At 69.9% G+C, this 18736-nt stretch carries 17 protein-coding genes; 10 read left to right on the plus strand and 7 right to left on the minus strand.

What is annotated here, in order from left to right:
- Window positions 1–31 precede the first annotated feature (31 nt).
- Together J3P44_RS04205 and J3P44_RS04210 are read right to left on the minus strand one after the other, a co-directional pair.
- Complete coding sequence (locus tag J3P44_RS04205; RefSeq protein WP_255888973.1) at window positions 32–343, minus strand: hypothetical protein; 312 nt, start codon at window positions 341–343, stop codon at window positions 32–34.
- A 31-nt stretch (window positions 344–374) separates the two neighbouring features.
- Window positions 375–836 (minus strand): Lrp/AsnC family transcriptional regulator, encoded by a 462-nt coding sequence (locus tag J3P44_RS04210; protein WP_255888974.1) that lies wholly within the window; start codon window positions 834–836, stop codon window positions 375–377.
- A gap of 130 nt (window positions 837–966) precedes the next feature.
- Here J3P44_RS04210 and pdhA point away from each other — a divergent pair, with 130 nt between their 5' ends.
- The 6 genes from pdhA to J3P44_RS04240 all read left to right on the plus strand — a co-directional run bounded on the left by pdhA (window position 967) and on the right by J3P44_RS04240 (window position 7730).
- Complete coding sequence (gene pdhA / locus J3P44_RS04215; RefSeq protein ID WP_255888975.1) at window positions 967–2067, plus strand: pyruvate dehydrogenase (acetyl-transferring) E1 component subunit alpha; 1101 nt, start codon at window positions 967–969, stop codon at window positions 2065–2067.
- A complete protein-coding gene (locus tag J3P44_RS04220) occupies window positions 2052–3035 on the plus strand; it encodes an alpha-ketoacid dehydrogenase subunit beta (protein ID WP_255888976.1) in 984 nt (327 codons plus the stop codon). The genes pdhA and J3P44_RS04220 overlap by 16 nt, the downstream gene beginning before the upstream one ends.
- Window positions 3032–4342 (plus strand): dihydrolipoamide acetyltransferase family protein, encoded by a 1311-nt coding sequence (locus tag J3P44_RS04225; RefSeq protein ID WP_255888977.1) that lies wholly within the window; start codon window positions 3032–3034, stop codon window positions 4340–4342. The genes J3P44_RS04220 and J3P44_RS04225 overlap by 4 nt, the downstream gene beginning before the upstream one ends.
- Before the next feature lie 24 nt (window positions 4343–4366).
- Window positions 4367–5425, plus strand: coding sequence for a Glu/Leu/Phe/Val dehydrogenase dimerization domain-containing protein (locus tag J3P44_RS04230; RefSeq protein ID WP_255888978.1), 1059 nt, complete (start codon window positions 4367–4369; stop codon window positions 5423–5425).
- Window positions 5418–6584, plus strand: a complete 1167-nt coding sequence (locus J3P44_RS04235) for a thiolase family protein (protein WP_255888979.1) — start codon at window positions 5418–5420, stop codon at window positions 6582–6584. Before J3P44_RS04230 ends, J3P44_RS04235 begins: the two co-directional genes overlap by 8 nt.
- Before the next feature lie 261 nt (window positions 6585–6845).
- Entirely contained in the window at window positions 6846–7730 is an 885-nt protein-coding gene (locus J3P44_RS04240; protein WP_255888980.1) for a trypsin-like serine protease, read from the plus strand.
- Between the two features lie 499 nt (window positions 7731–8229).
- On the opposite strand, the gene J3P44_RS04245 is transcribed toward J3P44_RS04240, so the two are convergent.
- Complete coding sequence (locus J3P44_RS04245; protein ID WP_255888981.1) at window positions 8230–8691, minus strand: MerR family transcriptional regulator; 462 nt, start codon at window positions 8689–8691, stop codon at window positions 8230–8232.
- Between the two features lie 118 nt (window positions 8692–8809).
- On the opposite strand from J3P44_RS04245, the gene J3P44_RS04250 reads away from it, so the two are divergent.
- The 3 genes from J3P44_RS04250 to J3P44_RS04260 all read left to right on the plus strand — a co-directional run bounded on the left by J3P44_RS04250 (window position 8810) and on the right by J3P44_RS04260 (window position 13935).
- Window positions 8810–9166, plus strand: a complete 357-nt coding sequence (locus tag J3P44_RS04250) for a cupin domain-containing protein (protein ID WP_255888982.1) — start codon at window positions 8810–8812, stop codon at window positions 9164–9166.
- 272 nt (window positions 9167–9438) lie between these two features.
- A complete protein-coding gene (locus J3P44_RS04255; RefSeq protein WP_255888983.1) occupies window positions 9439–12309 on the plus strand; it encodes a DEAD/DEAH box helicase in 2871 nt (956 codons plus the stop codon).
- Between the two features lie 378 nt (window positions 12310–12687).
- Window positions 12688–13935 carry an LCP family protein gene (locus J3P44_RS04260; RefSeq protein WP_255888984.1) on the plus strand — a complete coding sequence of 416 codons (1248 nt, stop codon included), beginning with the start codon at window positions 12688–12690 and terminating at the stop codon, window positions 13933–13935.
- A gap of 71 nt (window positions 13936–14006) precedes the next feature.
- Here the strand turns inward: J3P44_RS04260 and J3P44_RS04265 are convergent, their stop codons facing one another.
- Both J3P44_RS04265 and J3P44_RS04270 read right to left on the minus strand, forming a co-directional pair.
- The gene (locus J3P44_RS04265) at window positions 14007–14510 is read right to left on the minus strand and encodes a SigE family RNA polymerase sigma factor (RefSeq protein WP_255888985.1); all 504 of its coding nucleotides are present in this window, start codon (window positions 14508–14510) and stop codon (window positions 14007–14009) included.
- Complete coding sequence (locus J3P44_RS04270) at window positions 14507–15379, minus strand: hypothetical protein (RefSeq protein ID WP_255888986.1); 873 nt, start codon at window positions 15377–15379, stop codon at window positions 14507–14509. Before J3P44_RS04270 ends, J3P44_RS04265 begins: the two co-directional genes overlap by 4 nt.
- A 149-nt stretch (window positions 15380–15528) precedes the next feature.
- On the opposite strand from J3P44_RS04270, the gene J3P44_RS04275 reads away from it, so the two are divergent.
- Window positions 15529–16302 carry a methyltransferase domain-containing protein gene (locus J3P44_RS04275; RefSeq protein WP_255888987.1) on the plus strand — a complete coding sequence of 258 codons (774 nt, stop codon included), beginning with the start codon at window positions 15529–15531 and terminating at the stop codon, window positions 16300–16302.
- Between the two features lie 220 nt (window positions 16303–16522).
- Here J3P44_RS04275 and J3P44_RS04280 read toward each other — a convergent pair whose 3' ends face one another.
- Both J3P44_RS04280 and J3P44_RS04285 read right to left on the minus strand, forming a co-directional pair.
- On the minus strand, window positions 16523–17908 hold the full coding sequence (locus tag J3P44_RS04280) for an MFS transporter (protein ID WP_255888988.1): 1386 nt from the start codon (window positions 17906–17908) through the stop codon (window positions 16523–16525).
- On the minus strand, window positions 17901–18731 hold the full coding sequence (locus J3P44_RS04285; RefSeq protein ID WP_255888989.1) for a PEP/pyruvate-binding domain-containing protein: 831 nt from the start codon (window positions 18729–18731) through the stop codon (window positions 17901–17903). The genes J3P44_RS04280 and J3P44_RS04285 overlap by 8 nt, the downstream gene beginning before the upstream one ends.
- Between the last annotated feature and the right edge of the window lie 5 nt (window positions 18732–18736).

Consider the following 18736-nt stretch of genomic DNA (forward strand, 5'->3'; position numbering starts at 1 on the left):
GGCGAGGTCTAGACGGGTCTGAGGCCAGCCGTCAGCCGGGGAAGCAGGCCCCGAAGGCGGCGCCGATGCTCTGGGAGAGCCAAGGCGGCAGGTAGTCGATGGCGTGCCCGCCGGTCTCCTGCTTGCCGGCTCCCATCAGCGCGTGCGTGTTCACCAGGATCCCGGTGGTGTCGAAGCTGTGGGAGCTCACGGCCGTCTGCACGATCGTGTCGCCGGCCGGGCACAGCACGCCGAGCAGCTCGTCGTAGGACGAGAGGCCCTGGCCGTTGACTGCGTGCGCATTGCCGTTCGCGCTGCGGCTTGCGTTGTAGCACTCGTGGGCCGATGCGCCGGTCCAAGGCATCGCGGGCCCGTGACCCCGGTCGGCGATGGCTCTAGACGGGCAGGTGGCTGACGCGTCGGGTGTCGGGTTCCTCGAAGACCAGCAGCGTGCGTGTACTGGTGACGCCGTCCATGCCCTGGATCTCGTCGAGCACGAGTCGGCGAAGGTCGGCATTGTCGCGGGCTCGGACGAGAAGCACCACGTCGAACTCGCCGCCGACGAGTGCGATGTGAACCACCCCTGGAAGTGCCTGCAGGCGTTGGGCGATCTGGCGCCAGGCTGCCTGGCGGACGTTGAGCGTGACGTACGCCGAGGTGCCGAGGCCGCTCAGCTCGGGGTCGACGTCAGCGCGGAAGCCGCGGATCACTCCGGAGGTCCGGAGCCGCTCGACCCGGGCGTAGGCGTTCGCCCGCGAGATGTGCAGGGTCTCGGCAAGCGTCCGCATCGACATCCGACCGTCGCTGACGAGCGCATCGAGGATCTGGTGGTCGGTGTCGTCGAGGGGGCTGGCCATGTGTCTCGTCCTCGCGGTGGGTACGTCGTGGAGTTGGACGAACGGCAACTGTTCGCGTCCTTGGTGCGGACATCTTCTCGCATTTCTGCCAACTGTGGAATTCGGATGGTGATCCATGGAGGCTGAGCGCATGACAGGTGACTTCGATCTCCTGCCCGCGGACACGCCGGTCCAGCTGATCGACCCTGCCGGCAGGCCGACGGGCCAGAAGGGATACCCACTCCCCGGAGAGGCCGCGTTGCTCCGGGCGTACGGTGCACTGATCGCCGCCCGCCGGCTCAACGACCAGGCCTACGCGCTGGTGCGACAGGGTCGGTTGGCGGTCTACCCGTCCTCGCACGGCCAGGAGGCCTGTCAGGTAGCCGCGGCACACGTGCTCGAGGACGACGACTGGCTCTTCCCCACCTATCGTGACACTGCCGCCATCGTCGCCCGCGGCGTCGATCCCGTCGAGACCCTGGTGCTCCTCAAGGGCGACTGGCACTCCGGCTACGACCCCGTCGCGGCCAAGGTGGCACCTCAGGCGACACCACTGGCCACCCAGCTGCCGCACGCTGTCGGCGTCGCACACGCCGCCCGACTGCGCGGCGAGCAGACGGTCGTGATGGCGCTGTGTGGCGACGGTGGCACGAGCGAAGGCGACTTCCACGAAGCGCTCAACTTCGCCGCTGTCTTCCGGGCACCGGTCGTCTTCTTCGTGCAGAACAACGAGTACGCGATCTCCGTACCCCTCGCCCGGCAGACGGCCGCACCGTCGATCGCCCACAAGGGGATCGGGTACGGCGTCCCCGGCGAGCGGGTCGACGGCAACGACGTCGCGGCAGTGCTGGCTGTCCTCGGTGCGGCCGTTGCCCGCGCTCGGGCGGGCGAGGGCCCGCAGCTGGTCGAGGCACACACCTACCGGATGCAAGCCCACACCAACGCCGACGACGCCACCCGCTACCGCCAGGACGAGGAGGTCGCCGCCTGGGCCGGACGCGAACCGATCCTCAGGATGGAGGCCTACCTGCGCGACAACGCGCTGCTGACCGACGAGCAGGCGAGGGTGTACGCCGAGGCCGCCGAGGCACTCGCAGCGCACACCCGTGACGGCCTCAACACCGATGTCGCGCCCCGGCCCGACGATCTCTTCGACCACGTCTACGCCTGCCGCACACCCCAGCTGGAGGAGCAGTCAGCGCTGCTCGCCGACGAGCTGGCACGGGAGGAGGCGCAATGCACGAGAAGCTGACGATGGCGCAGGCCCTCAACCGCGCGCTCCGTGACTCCTTGGCCGAGGATCCGTCGGTCCTGGTCTTCGGGGAGGATGTCGGCCCGCTGGGCGGCGTCTTCCGGATCACCGACGGGCTCACTGCCGAGTTCGGCGAGGAGCGTTGCTTCGACACCCCGCTCGCGGAGTCCGGCATCGTCGGCATGGCGGTCGGCCTGGCGATGAACGGGATGCGGCCGGTGGTCGAGATGCAGTTCGACGCCTTCGCCTATCCCGCCTTCGAGCAGGTCGTCAGTCACGTCGCCAAGCTCCGCAACCGCACCCGCGGCAAGGTCAGCGTGCCGATCGTGATCCGGGTGCCGTACGCCGGTGGGATTGGCGGCGTCGAGCACCACTGTGACTCCTCCGAGTCCTACTACGCCCACACCCCCGGACTGCACGTGCTGGCTCCGGCCAACGCAGCCGACGCCTACGGACTGCTCCGCGAGGCGATCGCCTCGGACGACCCGGTGGTGTTCCTCGAGCCCAAGAAGCTCTACTGGGCGAAGGAAGAGGTCGACCTCACGCAGCCGGTCCCCGGGATCGGCCGTGCCGCGGTGGTGCGGCAGGGCTCCGACGCGACGCTCATCGCTTACGGCCCCTCGGTCCCGGTCGCTCTCGAGGCCGCCGAGGTCGCGGCCCAGGAGGGCCGCAGCCTCCAGGTCGTCGACGTCCGGTCGATTGTGCCCTTCGACGACGCCACCGTCTGCGAGGCGGTCCGGTCCACCGGCCGGGCGGTCGTCGTGGCCGAGGCTGCCGGGTTCGCGAGCGTCTCGTCCGAGATCGTCGCCCGGGTCACCGAGCGGTGCTTCCACTCCTTGGCCGCGCCGGTCCGACGCGTCGCCGGCTTCGACATCCCCTATCCGCCGCCGAAGCTCGAGCACCTCCACCTGCCCAGCGTGGACCGTGTCCTCGACGCGATCGACGACCTGCAGTGGGAGCACGCATGAGCACGTCGACGAATGCTCCAGCCCGGGTCTTCCGCCTGCCCGACCTCGGCGAGGGCCTGACCGAGGCGGAGGTCGTCCGGTGGCTGGTCGCTGTCGGCGACCAGGTCGCCGTGGACCAGGCCATCGTCGAGGTCGAGACCGCCAAGTCGCTCGTCGAGGTGCCCTCGCCCTTCGCCGGGCGGGTGGCGACCCTGCACGGCAAGGAGGGTGAGGCGGTCGCGGTGGGCTCGCCGCTGATCACGATCGACACGGTCGGGTCGGAGCAGGCCGGCTCGGGCAACGTGCTCATCGGCTACGGCACCACCCAGACCACCGGTCGTGGTCGTCAGCGCAAACCCCGGGCAGCTGCGGCTCCCGACGCCGTCGGTCCCCCCGCGCCGCAACCCACGCCCCCCGCGGGTGACCCGACCAAGCGACGTCTGGTCATCTCGCCGCTCGTACGCCGCCTCGCCCGCGACGGCGGTGTCGACCTGGCCGACGTCACCGCGACGGGCGAGGCCGGCGTGATCACGCGCAGCGACGTGGTGCGCGCGCTCGCGGCTCGCGAGGACCCGGCCCCGGCCGCCCCGCCGGCCGTGACCCCGACCACGACGCCGGTCAGCGCTGCGAGCGGGTCCGGCGAGCGTCGTACTCCGCTCAACGGCTTCCGCAAGGCGGTCGCTGCCTCACTGTCCCGCAGCCGCGCAGAGATCCCGGAGGCGACGGTCTGGGTCGATGTCGACGCCACGGCGTTGTGGCAGATGCGCGAGAGCACCCGCACGCCCGCAGACCCCGGACCGGGACTCCTCGCCTACCTTGCGCGGTTCGTGGTCGCCGGGCTGAAGCAGTACCCGGTCCTCAACGCCCGGCTCGACACCGAGCGACAGGAGATCGTCGAGCTCGACCAGATCCACCTCGGCCTCGCCGTGCAGAGCGAGCGTGGGCTCGTCGTACCAGCGGTGCTCAACGCCGAGACGATGACCACCGCCCGGCTCGACGCCGCGATCCGCGACCTCACCTCGCGTGCCCGGGAGGGCCGGGCAACGGCCGAAGAGCTCTCCGCCGGCACCTTCACGCTCAACAACTACGGCAGCTTCCGCGTCGACGGAAGCGCGGCGATCATCAACCATCCCCAGGTCGCGATCCTCGGCTTCGGCCGCATCCTCGACCGCCCCTGGGTCGTCGACGGCGCGATCGTCCCGCGCAAGATCACCCAGATGTCCTTCGTCTTCGACCACCGCGTCTGCGACGGAGGTACGGCGGCCGGCTTCATGCGTGTGGTCGCCGATGCGATCGAGGACCCCGCCGCGGCAATAAGGAACCTCTGAGCCCACATCTACGGAAGGAAGAGCATGAGCATCGACAAGGTCATCGGCGAATGGGACGGGCAGCTCAGCTGCTCTCGCTATGACGAGGCCAGCGGCGCGTTCTTCACCATCGCGCTCCACTCGCTCCGGCTCGGCCCAGCGGCGGGAGGGACCCGCGCGATGCAGTACGTCGGCCACGACACCGCCGTCGACGACGCCACCCGGCTGGCCGGTGCCATGACGCTGAAGATGGCGATCGCCGGGTTGCCGATGGGCGGCGGCAAGTCCGTCATCGCACTGCCTGCTCCTCGTCACGTGCTGACCGAGGGTCAGTGGCAGCGCATCCTGGAGATCCACGCCGAGAACCTCCGGGCCCTCAACGGTAGCTACTGGACCGGCCCCGACGTCGGCACCGCGTCGGTCGACATGGATGTCCTGCACGCTGCCGGCGGCTACGCCTTCGGCCGGTCCGAGGAGGCTGGTGGGCCCGGTTCGAGCGCGCCCGAGACGGCGCACGGGGTGCACGTGGCGATCCACGCGTCGATCCGCGAAGCCGGCTTCGATGACCTCAGCGGCCGCCGGGTGCTGGTCCAGGGTCTGGGTGCGGTGGGCTACGACGTTGCTGCGAGGGTGGCTGCCGAGGGCGCACACGTCATCGCCACCGACGTCGACCCGATCCGTTGCGAGCGCGCCCGGACGGAGCTGGACGCGGAGATCGTCGCCCCACGTGACGTGCTCTCCACGCCCTCGGACGTCTTCGTTCCCTGCGCGACCGGGAACGTCGTCGACGACGCGGTGGCCGGCACCCTGCCGACACAGGTCGTGGCCGGAGCAGCGAACAACCTCCTGGCCCGCGCGACTGCGGCCGACGCTCTTGCCCGCAGGGGCGTCGTCCTCGCACCGGACTTCGTCGCCAACGGCGGGGGAGCCATTCATCTGGTCGGCCGCGAGGTCCTCGGTTGGAGCGCTGACCAGGTCGCAGCGCACGTCGAGGGGATCGAGGGCACCCTGAAAGAGGTCTTCGACCTCGCCCGCTCCGAGCGGATCAGCACCGAGCACGCCGCGCGACGCCTGGCCTCGGAGCGGTTGAGGATCCATGTCTGAGGCGTTCATCCTCGACGGCATCCGCACGCCGATCGGCAGGTACGGCGGAGAGCTGTCTGGGGTGCGGCCCGACGACCTCGCGGCTCTCGTCGTACGGGCTGTGGTCGAGCGGAGCGGCATCGACCCGGCCGACATCGACGAGGTCGTGCTCGGCGCGGCCAACCAGGCCGGCGAGGACAACCGCAACGTCGCCCGGATGGCGACCCTCCTTGCCGGACTCCCAGACACGGTCCCGGGGTTCACGGTCAACCGCCTCTGCGCGTCCGGGCTCACCGCCATCACGACGGCCCGGCAGATGATTGCCTCGGGCGACGCCGACGTCGTGGTGGCCGGAGGTGTCGAGTCGATGACCCGCGCTCCCTGGGTCACGGAGAAGCCGGCCCGCGCCTGGACGAAGCCCGGCCAGAGCTGGGACACGTCGATCGGATGGCGATTCACCAACCCGGCATTCGACGCCGACACCACCCTCACCATGCCGCAGACCGCCGAGCGCGTCGCCGAGCGCTGGAGCCTGACGCGCGAGGACCTCGACGCGTTCGCGCTGCGATCGCACCAGCGAGCACTCGCGGCACAGAAGGACGGGTGCTTCGACGCCGAGATCGTCGCTGTCGGCGTGGTGACCCAGGACGAGGGACCCCGGGCCGACACCACGGCGGAGAAGCTCGCGCAGCTCCGACCGATCCACGGTCACGGCGGCCTCGTCACCGCCGGCAACTCCAGCTCGCTCAACGACGGCGCAGCGGCCGTCGTACTTGTGAGTGAGCAGTATGTCCAACGGACCGGCCTGCAGCCCCGCGCACGAGTCGTTGCCGGAGCCAACGCCGGCGTCGCGCCGGAAGTCATGGGCATCGGCCCGGTGCCCGCCACCCGCAAGGTCCTGACCCGCGCCGGCTGGACGATCGACGACCTCGACGCGGTGGAGCTCAACGAGGCTTTCGCCTCCCAGTCGCTCGCCTGCATCCGCGACCTCCGGCTCGACGAGCAGATCGTCAACGCCAACGGGGGTGCCATCGCGCTCGGACACCCTCTCGGGTGCTCCGGCACCCGGCTCGCAGTCACCTTGCTCAACCGGCTCGAACGACTCGACGCGCGTCGCGGACTTGCCACGATGTGCGTAGGTGTGGGGCAGGGTTCTGCGCTGCTGCTGGAACGACCATGAGCTGTCGGCGGTCAGCCGACCGCCTGGAACCGGACGTCGACCGCCAGACCGGCACGCGTAACCCTGGTCTGTGGCGCTCAGCAGAGCACGTTGAACGGAGGCTTTGACTGAGGTCCCGCCCATCGACAGGGGGCACCCGTCTTCGCAGGAGACAAGACAGCCCGCGTGGGTCCCTCGATGCGCTTGATTTTGCGGCAGGCTCACCTCAGGGAACTGATGAGTCACGCGCAGTGGGCGCTCGGCTCGGGAGGAGCAACAGAGATGCGCAAGATGTTGGTGCTGCTGACGGGCCTGCTCATGGCCACGACCGTGACCGCGCCCCCGGCGGCGGCGATCACCGGAAACTATGTCGAGGACGTCGAGCACTCGTTCGTCGGACTGGTGGTGTTCTACGACGAGGAGGGCGAGTTCGTCCAGCGCTGCTCCGGATCACTGCTGACCTCCACCGTGTTCCTCACCGCCGGGCACTGCACGGATGCTGCGACCGGAGCGGTGACCGCCCGCGTCTACTTCCAGCAGGACGCCGGCGCCCACTACGACCCGGCGACCGGCATGGACCCCGTCTCCGGGTATCCGGAGACCTGCGCTGCCGGGACACTCGGCACCTTGTGTGCCACCTCCGACGAGCTCTACAACTACGGATTTCCCGGGGGCCTTCCCGACAGCGGCGACGCCGGCCTGGTCATCCTGGACCAGGATATCGCGATGCCTGAGTACGGCGCCCTGGCAGCGGCCGGCACGCTCGACCGCCTGGCCACTCGTCGAGGGCAGCAGGCGCTGACTTTCACGGCCAGCGGCTACGGCTTGACCGAGGTCAACCCGGTGAAGGTCACGTCCTTCCGCGAGCGCCTGATGGCCCAGGCGCAGCTGACCAACCTGCGCAGCCACCTCACCGACGGGTTCAACCTGCAGACCAACGGCAACGGCGCCGGTCGAGGTGGCACCTGCTCGGGGGACTCGGGTGGTCCTGTCTTCTACGGGGGCTTCGAGAGCAACCTCATCGTCGCAGTCACCTCCTTCGGGCTGAACGAATACTGCCGGGGGACCGACTTCGCGTTCCGGACCGATCAGCAGGCCGTGCTCGACTGGATCCGAGACTCCGTCGGCGAGAGCACGTGGGCAGACATCACCCTCGTCACGATCTGACTGTCGGCAGCCGCGAGGAGCCAGAGGGTGACGGCGCGTGCGGTTGAGGCGGGGTACTTGTCACTGGCGGGCGGCACCGCTTGGCTGCGTCACCTCAGCACCGAACGCTTCTTTTGCGTCTGTGAGTCTGTTCGTCACACTCGCTGAGAAGTCCGGCTCCTAGGACACGGGTCTGCCGCACGGAGGAGGTAGGCGTGGCTGAGACTGCCGTTGCGCTCGCCCTGACTCCTGCCGGTGCGGATGCGCATGGGGGATCTCCTGATCGGGGGTCCCGGGAAGTCTTGCGGGGATTCTCGCCGGCGTCCGGCGAATTGAGCAGACGGGTGAGCAGGTGCGCGGCGAGGGGTCGGCCCGCAGGGGGAGGCGACCGTCGTACGCCGCATCGCCGAGGACGCATCCGGGTGCTTCAAGCGGGGGAGTGCATCACCCCCGCAGTTGGCGTCTGCGGGTGACTCGGAGGACGGGCAGCACCCATTCGGCCTCTCTGCGGCTCGGCGCGTCAGTGTCGAGCTTGGTTCGCGCCGCGCGTCACGAGCTCGAGCGGCACCACATGGATGTCGCCCGAGGGCACGCAGCACGAGAGGTCCGTCCGGCACGCCTCTGTCGGCGCCGACGCGTCGAGTGTCGCCCGTACGTCATGGAGCTGACGCGCGAACTCGCCCAGCTCCTTGATGCGCTGCGCGATCTCGGCCTGCTTCTCGTCGATGAGCCGGATCACCCGGGCATGCGCGGCGGTGCAGTTCGCTCCGCCCCAGATGGGGAGAAGGTCGGCGATCTGCTCGCAGCTCAATCCCATTCTGCGTGCGCGGTGCACGAACAGGAGCTGGGTCGCCGAGTCCTCGCCGTAGTCGCGGTATCCCGACCCCGTGCGGATGGGGGCACCGAGGAGCCCGATCCGCTCGTAGTAGCGGACCGTCGAGGTGGGCACCCCGACCCGGTCCGCGAGCTCTGAGATTCGCATCCACCCACGGTAGACCCGGCACTGGGGTGCAGGGTCAACCCTTGACCTTGCATCCGAGTTCAAGGCCTACGGTCACGGCAACGGACCGGCACACGGTCCCCGACCCGAGGAGCCCACCATGTCCACCTTCACCCGTGAGAACACCGAGATCGCGGTCGACGTCGAAGGGGTCGGCCGGCAGCACCGCGCGGAAGCCGGCGGGATGATCGTCGCCCTCGAGCGCTGGAACGCCGGGCTCGACACCGCCGAGATGTTCGCCGACCTGCCCGACGGGGCGTGCCAGGAGCCGCACTTCGGCTACGTCCTGGCGGGTTCGGCGACGGTGCGCTACACCGACGGGGAGTCCGAGACTCTCTCGTCCGGCCAGGCCTACTACCTGCGGCCCGGCCACAACGTCCATGTCGACCACGACGTCGAGCTCGTGGAGTTCACCCGGTCCGACGATGCGCCCGGCATCAACACGCTCGAGCTGTAGCCGCCGCTCCCTGGCGTGCATGTTTGCGGCGGTGTGGCGCACCACGTCGCGCAGCTCATCATCGCCCTGGTGTCCCGCACGGTCTCCCCTCGGTCATGACCGCAGACCTGACGGCTGTCGGTGCAGCGGGCACTGGTGCGGGCCGAACGAACGGACGGATGATGTGTCCCGGTACGACGCCCCCACGAGCACCCTCGGTCGTGCCACGGGGAGGCTAGCGTCGTCGCAACCCCGCGGTGGACCGACCGAGGACGCGCACGGAGGAGGTAGGCGTGGCTGAGACGGCCATTGCGCTCGCCCTGACTCCAGCCGGTGTCCCGCCGCTGCGCACCCACCAGGCTCGGGCCCTCGCCGCCCTCGACACCGTCTGGGACGCGGACCGCCGCCGGGCCTGGGTGGTGCTGCCGCCGGGCGCCGGGAAGACCCGGGTGGGCCTCGAGACGATCACTGCCGCGCTGGGTGCCGGGACCGCGACGCACGTCGTCGTCCTCGCGCCGAACACCGCGATCCAGGCACAATGGGTCGCCGCCGCGGCCGCGCACCGGCTCTCTGCAGGCACGAGCCGTGACCTCGCCGCGACCGTGACGTGCCTGACGTACCAGTCCCTCGCGGTGTTCGACGCCGATGCCGAGGTTGCCGACGACCCCGACGAGACGCCCCGCACCGAGCGCGGCTCCCTGCTCGACCGGCTCCACCGCAACGGCGCCGAGCTGGTCGAGAACATGCGCAGCGCCTCCGGCTTGCTCCTCGTGCTCGACGAGTGCCACCACCTCCTCGAGGTGTGGGGGCGCCTGCTGGGCGAGCTCCTGCACACTGTCGAGGACGCCCGCGTCCTCGGACTCACGGCCACCCCACCGGACGCGATGAACCGTGAGCAGGCAGCCCTGGTCGACGAGCTCTTCGGTGAGGTCGCGTTCCGGGCCGGAGTGCCGGCCGTGGTGAAGGAGGGCCACCTCGCCCCGTTCGCCGAGCTGGCGTGGCTGACCACCCCGACCGCCCACGAGACCGAGTGGCTGGCCGCGGAGGCGACCAGGTTCACCGAGCTCACCACCTACCTGACCGACCCGACGTTCGGGTCGTTGAGCTTCCTCGAATGGATCAACGCCCGCTTCGTGGAACCCGTGCCCCAGACCCGGAGCTGGGCCGAGGTCGTGAAGGCCGAGCCGGACCTGGCCCACGCGGCGCTGCGCATGAGCCATGCCGGCCTCCTCGCCGCCCCCGAGGGTGCCAGGCTGAACGAGCAGCACCGCCGAGCCCCGGACGCCGACGACTGGGTCGCACTGCTCGGCGACTGGATGACGAAGCACGTCACCCGCAGCGATGACGCCCGTGACCGCGACGTGGTCGAGAAGGTACGCCGCGCACTTCCTGCGGTGGGGTACGTCTGGACCCGTCGCGGCATCCGCCGCGGACGCTCCCCGGTCGACCGGGTCCTGGCGCGCTCGCACGCGAAGACGACCGCCGCGGTCGAGATCGTCGCCCACGAGCTGTCCCTGCTCGGAGCGCGAACTCGGATGCTGGTCCTGTGCGACCACGAACGCGCGTCCTCGACGCTGCCGACGGGGCTGCAGGGGGTGCTGGACCAGCAGTCGGGCTCCGCGTACGCCGCCCTGGAGGCGCTGGTCGCCGACCCGACCACCGCGACGCTCGGCCCCCTGATGGTCACCGGCTCCACCGTCGCCGGACACCCAGACACGCTTGCCGCGCTCGCCGCACACGCCGAGGAGATCGACCCCCGACTCGCCGGGAAGCTGCAGGTCGAGGGCGAGGGTCCCGTGGCGACGCTGACGGGGGCGTGGAGCAGTCGGCACTGGGTCGCCCCGGTCACCTCCTTCTTCGAGTCAGGCCACTGCCAGGTCCTCGTCGGCACCCGCGGGCTGCTGGGGGAGGGATGGGACGCCCGCCGCATCTCCGGCCTGATCGACCTGACCACCGCGACGACGCTCACCGCCGTCGTCCAGACGCGCGGCCGCGCCCTGCGCACCGACCCGACGTGGGACGAGAAGGTCGCGGTGAACTGGTCGGTGGTCTGCGTGTCCGAGACGCACCCCAAGGGCGGCAACGACTGGGACCGCCTCGTGCGCAAGCACGAGGGGTTCCACGGCGTCGACGACGACGGCGACATCGTCGACGGGGTCGGACACATCGACGCGGCGTTCTCGCCGTACGCGCCCCCGCCGGTCGCCGCTTTCGACGACATCAACGCCCGGATGCGGGCCAGGGCCTCCCAACGCGACGAGATCCGTTCCTGCTGGGAGGTCGGCCAGCCCTACCGCGACCAGATCGCCCCGACCTTGCGTGTCCACTCCACCACCCAGGTCGCGCAGGTGGAGCCGGCGACCGGGACGGTGATCCGCCTCGACCTGGTCCCGCCGCCGGTGACCATGAGCAGGTCCGGGGTGACGGTCGTCGACGCGAGCCTTGCTCCGGGCCCCCTTCTCGGTGCTCGGGACGCGGCAGCAGCGGGACTGGGTGCCGTGGGAGTTCTCGCCGGCAGTGGGGCTCCGCTCATCGGCTGGTACGCCCTCGCCGGCGTCGGCCCCCTGGTGGCCGGTGCCGGCGTGTGGGCCGCGGCGGACAACGCCCGCAGGGAGTACCTCGCGGGCTGGGTGGCCGAGCACGTGGCCCTGGCGGCCGCGGTCCCGTCGGTGGGCCGCGTTGCCGCAGCGGTCGCTGACGCCTTGTGCGCGGCGGGGCTGACAGCGGCGGGGTCAGGTGCCGTCGTGGTCGAGGTGCACCCCGGCGGCGAGCACCGATGCCGTCTGGAGGGGGCGCCGGCGGAAGCGGAGCTGTTCGCGGCCGCGCTCGACGATGCGCTCGCCCCGATGGGCACTCCCCGCTACGTGATGTCGCGGTACACGATGACGTCGCCGCTCGCTTCGGCGCGAGCTCCTCGAACCCGGAGAGGCGCGTTGAAGGCGCTGCGTCACGCACCCCCCGACACGACGGCGTGGCACCAGGTGCCCGCGGTGCTCGGGGTGAACGGGGGCCGTGCCGCGGCGTTCGCGAACGCCTGGCGTCGCTGGGTCGGCGACGGGGACCTGCTCTTCACCGGCTCGGCCGAAGGGGCTGGGGTGCTCGCGGCCCAACAAGGCTCCGACCCGTTCGACGCGACCACCGTGATGCGCCGCCACTGGGTGTGACCGCGCGGCGCTGCGCTTCTCTAGCCCTTGCCGCAGGACGTCATGGCGGCTTCGTAGTCGTCGGCATCCGTGAACCTGAGCCGGCATTTGCCCACGCCGGTTCGCACTCGGCCTCTGCGCAGTCCACCGCCCATCGGCCGATCCGGCGCATGGCGCCAGATCGGGATGTTTCATTCATGGTGCAGGCTCAGACCCGAGGACACGCAGACGTCCTGCGACCGGGACGTCTTGTCAGATCCTCGGTCAAGAGTTGCTCAGCTTGATCACGGTCGGACGGGTGCACCTACGGCAGCTCTCTCGCCGCACCGCCGACCGACCTCGGTGAACTATGTTCAGGGCGACTAGCGCCGTCCGATGTCGTCAAGGGGGAGAAGGCCTGTGTCCGAAGAGTCCCGCCCGGAGGCGCCTGATAGCGCACGCGAGCGGCGAGCCAGGCCAAAGCACAAGCACACTCTCGGGCGAGTCATCCTGATCACGGGCGTTGCCCTCGCACTGGTCACCGGGCTCAGCACCGTCTACTTCATCCGGCACCTGAACGGCAACATCGAAGGCATCTCGACTGGCGGTCTCGATGAAGACGCGCGGCCCGAAGAGCTCTACAGGGGCAACGGCGAGCCGCTCGACATCCTGATCATGGGCTCTGACTCCCGCGACGGGGAGAACCGCATCGACAACGAACAGGGCGGCGGGTCCGACACGACGATCCTGGTGCACCTGTCTGCCGACCGTTCCCGGGCGTACGCCGTCTCCATCCCGCGCGACTCGATCGTCGATCGTCCCGAGGACGGGTGCGACTCCCCGGCAGTGACGGATGTGATCTGGAATGCCGCGTTCAGCGCCGGGGGTCCGCTCTGCACGATGCGCCAACTCGAAGAGAACGCCGGCATCCGCGTCGAGCACTTCATCGTGGTCGACTTCGCCAGTTTCGGCTCGATGGTCGACGCGGTCGACGGCGTGCCGGTGTGCGTGCCCTACGACATCGTCGACAAGCCGCGCCAGATCTTCGTGCCGAAGGGCAACCCGTCGGTGCTGACCGGCGACGAGGCCCTGGACTACTTCCGCGCTCGCTACGTCGGCGACCTGATCCAACGCAACGACATCTCCCGAATCCGTCGCCAGCAGGAGTTCATCGGCGCCTTCGGTCGCAAGGTGCTCTCCGCGGGCACGCTGACCCGCCTCGACAAAGTAGTTCCGTTCCTCGACGCGGCCACCAAGTCGCTCACCACCGACGACGAGTTCGCCAACGTCACCCGCCTCGGCAAGGTCGCCATGCAGCTCCAAGGCATCGGCCTCGACAAGATCAAGTTCGTCACGCTGCCCACGGCTTACTACCCGCGCGAATCCGACTTCTGGGGCCGGGTCTACTGGACCGATCAGGCCGACCAGATCTGGAGGTTGATCGCCGAGGACAAGGAACTGCCAGTCAAACTGATCGGCGACACCTCCGTCAGCGCCGAAGGACCACCCGAGTCCTCGGAGTCGCCGAACGCCGGTGGCAGCGAGTCGCCGACGAGCATTCCGTCCGACACACCCTCAAACACTCCCAGCAACACGCCCTCCACGACGCCGAACGCACCAGTGGAGACGACCGATCCGGCCGACCAGATCTACGGCGTCTGCTCATGAGCCCGATGGCAGAGAACCCGCTCGCGACTGGGATACCGCGACGACCGAGCATTCCCGCGCAGAGCAACAGCTCAGTTGCTGACGGGCTCGCCGAGCACGTTCTGCAGACTGGCCAGCCCGCGCGAGCTGTGGCTCTTCACGCTCCCCTCGGCGATCCCCAGCTCGTGCGCCGTCTGGCGAACATCCAGGCCGAGCCAGTGCCGAAGCACGACCACCTTGCGCTGCATCTCCGGAAGTGACTGGACGGCCCCGATGAGGTCGACGTGCTCCGCACCACCGAGCCCCTCCCGACCAGGCACCTCGGCGCCCGATTCGAGCGAGACGGTCTGGACCCGCCGCTGCCGGAGGCGAAAGGCGTCGATGTTGGTGTGCACCAGGATGCGTCGGACGTACGCATCGGGGTTGCCGTCCTTCGCCACTCGCGGCCATGCGACGTAGAGCTTCGCCAGCGCGGTCTGGAGCAGGTCGTCGGCGTCGTGCCAGTCACCGCAGAGGGCGTACGCCACCTTCCGGAGGTGGTCCTGTCGGGCCAGGACGAACGCTGTGTACGCCGCCTCCCGGTCGCTGCGCCTCACGGGGCCGACTCGTAGGGGTAGCCGATGACGGCGTCGCCGCAGCCGGGGTACTCCGACTCCGCCAGGTAGACCACGCCCGGGACCGGCTCGTCGAGGATGCGCGCGATCACGCACAGCCGAGCGCCGTCGACCTCGATGGTCCCTGTCGCACTCGGCACGCCTTCGGGTGCCTGGTCAAGCCGCGCGGGACTGGACTGCTCGAGGATTGCGGCTCCCTTGTGCGCGGTCAGCACCCCGTCCTCGCCGATCGTCACCCAGCCGGGCTCGTACCAGTCGCCGGAGACGTCCGTGTGGAACATCGGGTCGGTGTTGAGGACATCCATCTCGTGCACCCACTGCTCGAAGCTGCGGGTGCTGGTTGCTTCGTGCTGCTCGTCCCAACCGGTGAGCGTGGTGCCGTCGGCCTCCGACGGCACGGCGCCGCGGTCCTCGTCCCAACGTTGAGCGGCCATGACCCACCAGATCTTGCCCTCGTACGTGACGATCGCTGCTGAGGACTTCACCCGTGGCCGTCCGATCGGGTCGTCGACCTCGTGCTTGATCGTGACGCCGGGCGCCGTCGTGATCTCACCGGTGAAGTAGTCGTAGCCGTACAGAGGCTCCCAGGAGGGGTGTGCGCCCTCGGAGACCCTCGTCGGCTCCGGGGTGTTGGCCCCGCCTGTGGCCACGGACCCGCCGGCCGTGTGCTGAGCGAGGGGCAGCACCGCCCAACCCACTCCACCGAGGACGAGGCCCGTGGCGAGCACGACCGCCCCCGTCGCCGTACGCCGCCTGCGGGTCGTGCGTCGACCGGCGATCAGGCGGTCCTCGATCGGGCGGTGGGCCGGCCCGCCCTCGAGTGCCCGGTCGAAGGTTTCCTTGAGATCCATGGCGTCTCCCCGTGTCGCGCTGATGCTGTCATGGAGGAGTACGCCTCTCGAGCGGATCGGTTGTCACGGCGCGGAGATCAATTGTGGTTGACGACTCGAGGGAGTCACGCTGAGGCGCTGAGGCTCGATGAACGGTCATGCTGTCGCTCATGCACACGTTGGAGTCCGAGCGCCCACCCGACTACCTCGCTCGCCTGGCAGCCTCGGCGGTGGGGCGGGCGTACAAGTCTCTCGTCGTTGACGAGATGCGGATAGAAAGGTGTTCCACGGTGCTCGACCTGGGCTGCGGTCCGGGTGCGGACCTGGAAGCCTTCGCCGCCGCAACCGGTCGCGAGGGACGGGTGATCGGGATCGACAGCGACGTTGATGTGATCGCGGTGGCAACGGGGCTTGTTGGCGACGTCGCGGGAGTCGAGGTCTTGGTGGGCGACGTGCACCATCTTCCCTTGGCCGACCAGTCGGTCGATCGTGTCCATACCGACAGGGTCCTTCAGCACGTCGAGCATCCCGCGTCGGTCGTACGTGAGGCTGCACGAGTGCTGCGTCCGGGCGGCGTGGCAGTTCTTGCCGAACCCGATTGGGACACGCTCGTCATCGACTTCCCCGATCCTGCGGTGCCCGTCGCCTATCGACGTTTCATCACTGAGCGGGCCGTGCGCAACGCCCGGATCGGCCGCCAGGTGCCCGACTTGTGCGAGCGGCAAGGACTTCGTGCGACGCGCGTCCTCCCCGTGACATCCGTCTATCGTGACGCGGTCGAGGCTGACCAGGTCTTCGGTTTCCAGAGGGTGACGTCGCGTGCGGTCGAGGCGGGGTACTTGTCAGTGCCCGACGGCACCGCTTGGCTGCGTCACCTCCGCACCGAACGCTTCTTCGCGTCTGTGAGTCTGTTCGTGACTCTCGCGGAGAAGCCCGACTCCTAGGGCACGCAGCCGGAGCTCAGGCGAGGCAGAAACGTAGGTGCGCGGTAGGGCGTGCCCGCCGCGCTCGCACCCGTGGGCGGGAGCGTGTCTCCACCCGAAGGCGAGACCCGACGGACACGCACCACTCCGTACCCAGTCGGCGACGAAGGATGCGCGTGGACTTCAATCGCCAACTCTCTGTCCCGTACGGACGTTCCGCAACAACGTGGACAGGCATCGCCTAGATCCCGCTCTGTACGTCCTCGGCCTGCGGCTTCCCTACCGCGATCCGCCCCGGGAGCAAGGTGGCGCAGACCAGGCCGATCACCAGAGCGCCTGCGAAGACCGTCATCAGCGTCCGGTGGTCCGAGACGACTGCTGCGCGGGTGCCCGTGACGTCGAGCAGCAAGCTCATTACCGCCACCCCGGTGAGGCCGCCGAGGTAGCGCATCGTCGAGCCGATCCCAGCGGCCATGCCGGCGTCGTCGGCGGGTGCGGCGGTCGTCGAGGCGCTCTGCGCGGCCGGTGTCGCGAGGCCCAGGCCGGCGCCGAGGAGTGCCAACGGCACCGCAACCTGACCGACAGCAGTGAGGTCTACGCGGGCGAGCGCGACGATCCCGACGAGGGCGACGACTGACCCCGCCAGAGCGACGGCGCGTGCTCCGACCCGGTCGACCAGGCGACCACCCACCGGCGAGACGATCACCATGGCGAGCATGAGGGACACCAGCAGCTGGCCGGTCGCGCGGGCGCCGAGGTCGAGGAGCTCCTTGGCGATCAGCGGAACCTCGAAGAGAAGCGCGTACATGACGAGGTTCTGGACCGCGACCAGGACAGTCCCCGCGGAGAAGGTCACTGAGCGGAACACGTAGAACGCGACCACCGGGTCTCCGGCACGCCGTTCCCACAACACGAACGGCACGAGAAGTGCGGCGCCCGCTGCAAGCAGGGCAACAGTGTGGCCGCCGTCGGGACGAAGCCCCATGACGAGGGAGGTCAACGCGGCCGCAAGAAGGAGGCTGCCGACCCAGTCGAAACGTGGCCGTGCGCCGCGGACCTCACTCGTCGCCACTCGGCCGGCGAGGGCGCCAAGCCCCACCGACACGGCGAGCACGGGTAGGTTCGCGACGAAGACGCTCGGCCAGCCGAACGCGTCGACCAGCGCGCCCCCCGCCAGCGGCCCCAGCGCGGCCGCCAGGGCCATGACCGCGCCGAAGGCGCCGAATCCCCGTCCTCGGAGCTCGTGCGGGAGGGTGCGGCGCAGCAGGGCAACCGTGGCGGGCACCAGGACTGCACCACCTGCCGCCATCAGGATCCGGGCCACGGTCAGCAGCGCGAGAGACGGGGCCACGTAACCGAGCACCGCCCCAGCAGCCACCAGCACCTGACCGATTGCCACAGTGCGGGCGTGGCCGACGCGGTCGGCGACCTTTCCCGCCGGGCTCTGCAGCACGATCGCCGCGACCAGGTAGCTGGTGACGAGCGCCTGGGTCACGACCGCAGGATCAGTGTCGAACTCGGCGCCGATCTCGGGCAGGGCGACGGCGATCATCGTGGAGTTCAACGGCATCAACGCAGCGGCGAGAGCCGCTGCCACCAGGCGACTACCGTCCCGACTCTCACGCATGGGTGATCGGGCGCCGTTGCAGGAGGAACATCCCCCCGCCACGGAAGGCGAACTCGATGTCGTGGTCGTGGGCCCCGTACACGTCGTCGCACTGCGTCGCCAGGCCGTCGAGCGCGGCGAGCTCCGCCTCGCCGAGGCAGTACGTCCCGGCCCGCGCCGGGTCGACGGAGATCTCTTCGGTCAGGTCACCGCCGCCGCGACCGAGCCGGATCGCGATGTCCTTGTCGCCCAGGCGTCGCTCCAGCGTGGTGCCCCCGCGGGCGACCCGATACATGTCGGGCGTCACGAGTCCGCCCACGACTGCCTCACCCAGTCCCCAGCTCGCCTCGATCACGCGCTCGTCCGCGCCGGTCACGGGGTTCCGCGTGAACAGCACCCCCGCCACGTCCGCGTCGACGAGCTGTTGCACGACGACGGCCATCCGGGACCCGGCCTCCAGGCCCAGGGTGGCCTGATAGCTGCGGGCACCGGCCAGCTGCCCGGACCTGTGCACGTCCCGCACTGCGCCTGCGAGCGCGTCGGCGCCGGAGACGCCGAGCACACTCAGGTAGGCACCGGCGAAGCTGGCGCCAGCGGAGTCCTCGTCCGGAGCGCTGGAGCGCACCGCCACCAGGCCGAGCTCGTCACTCACGCCGGCGAGCGCGGCGATCGCGGGAGGATGGCCGTCGACGACGGCTTCGACGACGTCCGGCGAGAGCGCGTAACCGCCCGGCACCGGGAGCCCACACCGGATTGCCGCACCGAGCTGGGCCGCCTTGCCGCCGAAGACGTCGACGTCGACGGCCTCGGCAAGTGGGGTGACGGTGCTGCGCCCTCCGGACATGCGAG

This window comes from Nocardioides astragali, assembly GCF_024436375.1.
Lineage (GTDB): Bacteria > Actinomycetota > Actinomycetes > Propionibacteriales > Nocardioidaceae > Nocardioides > Nocardioides astragali.

Bases quoted from the DNA above. Each gene is read 5' to 3' on its own strand.
- J3P44_RS04250 (WP_255888982.1), top strand. From the start codon at position 8,810: ATGTCCACCTTCACCCGTGAGAACACCGAGATCGCGGTCGACGTCGAA.
- J3P44_RS04245 (WP_255888981.1), bottom strand. From the start codon at position 8,691: ATGCGAATCTCAGAGCTCGCGGACCGGGTCGGGGTGCCCACCTCGACG.
- pdhA (WP_255888975.1), top strand. From the start codon at position 967: ATGACAGGTGACTTCGATCTCCTGCCCGCGGACACGCCGGTCCAGCTG.
- J3P44_RS04225 (WP_255888977.1), top strand. From the start codon at position 3,032: ATGAGCACGTCGACGAATGCTCCAGCCCGGGTCTTCCGCCTGCCCGAC.
- J3P44_RS04235 (WP_255888979.1), top strand. From the start codon at position 5,418: ATGTCTGAGGCGTTCATCCTCGACGGCATCCGCACGCCGATCGGCAGG.
- J3P44_RS04280 (WP_255888988.1), bottom strand. From the start codon at position 17,908: ATGCGTGAGAGTCGGGACGGTAGTCGCCTGGTGGCAGCGGCTCTCGCC.
- J3P44_RS04230 (WP_255888978.1), top strand. From the start codon at position 4,367: ATGAGCATCGACAAGGTCATCGGCGAATGGGACGGGCAGCTCAGCTGC.
- J3P44_RS04205 (WP_255888973.1), bottom strand. From the start codon at position 343: ATGCCTTGGACCGGCGCATCGGCCCACGAGTGCTACAACGCAAGCCGC.
- J3P44_RS04240 (WP_255888980.1), top strand. From the start codon at position 6,846: ATGCGCAAGATGTTGGTGCTGCTGACGGGCCTGCTCATGGCCACGACC.
- J3P44_RS04285 (WP_255888989.1), bottom strand. From the start codon at position 18,731: ATGTCCGGAGGGCGCAGCACCGTCACCCCACTTGCCGAGGCCGTCGAC.
- J3P44_RS04210 (WP_255888974.1), bottom strand. From the start codon at position 836: ATGGCCAGCCCCCTCGACGACACCGACCACCAGATCCTCGATGCGCTC.
- J3P44_RS04270 (WP_255888986.1), bottom strand. From the start codon at position 15,379: ATGGATCTCAAGGAAACCTTCGACCGGGCACTCGAGGGCGGGCCGGCC.
- J3P44_RS04275 (WP_255888987.1), top strand. From the start codon at position 15,529: ATGCACACGTTGGAGTCCGAGCGCCCACCCGACTACCTCGCTCGCCTG.
- J3P44_RS04220 (WP_255888976.1), top strand. From the start codon at position 2,052: ATGCACGAGAAGCTGACGATGGCGCAGGCCCTCAACCGCGCGCTCCGT.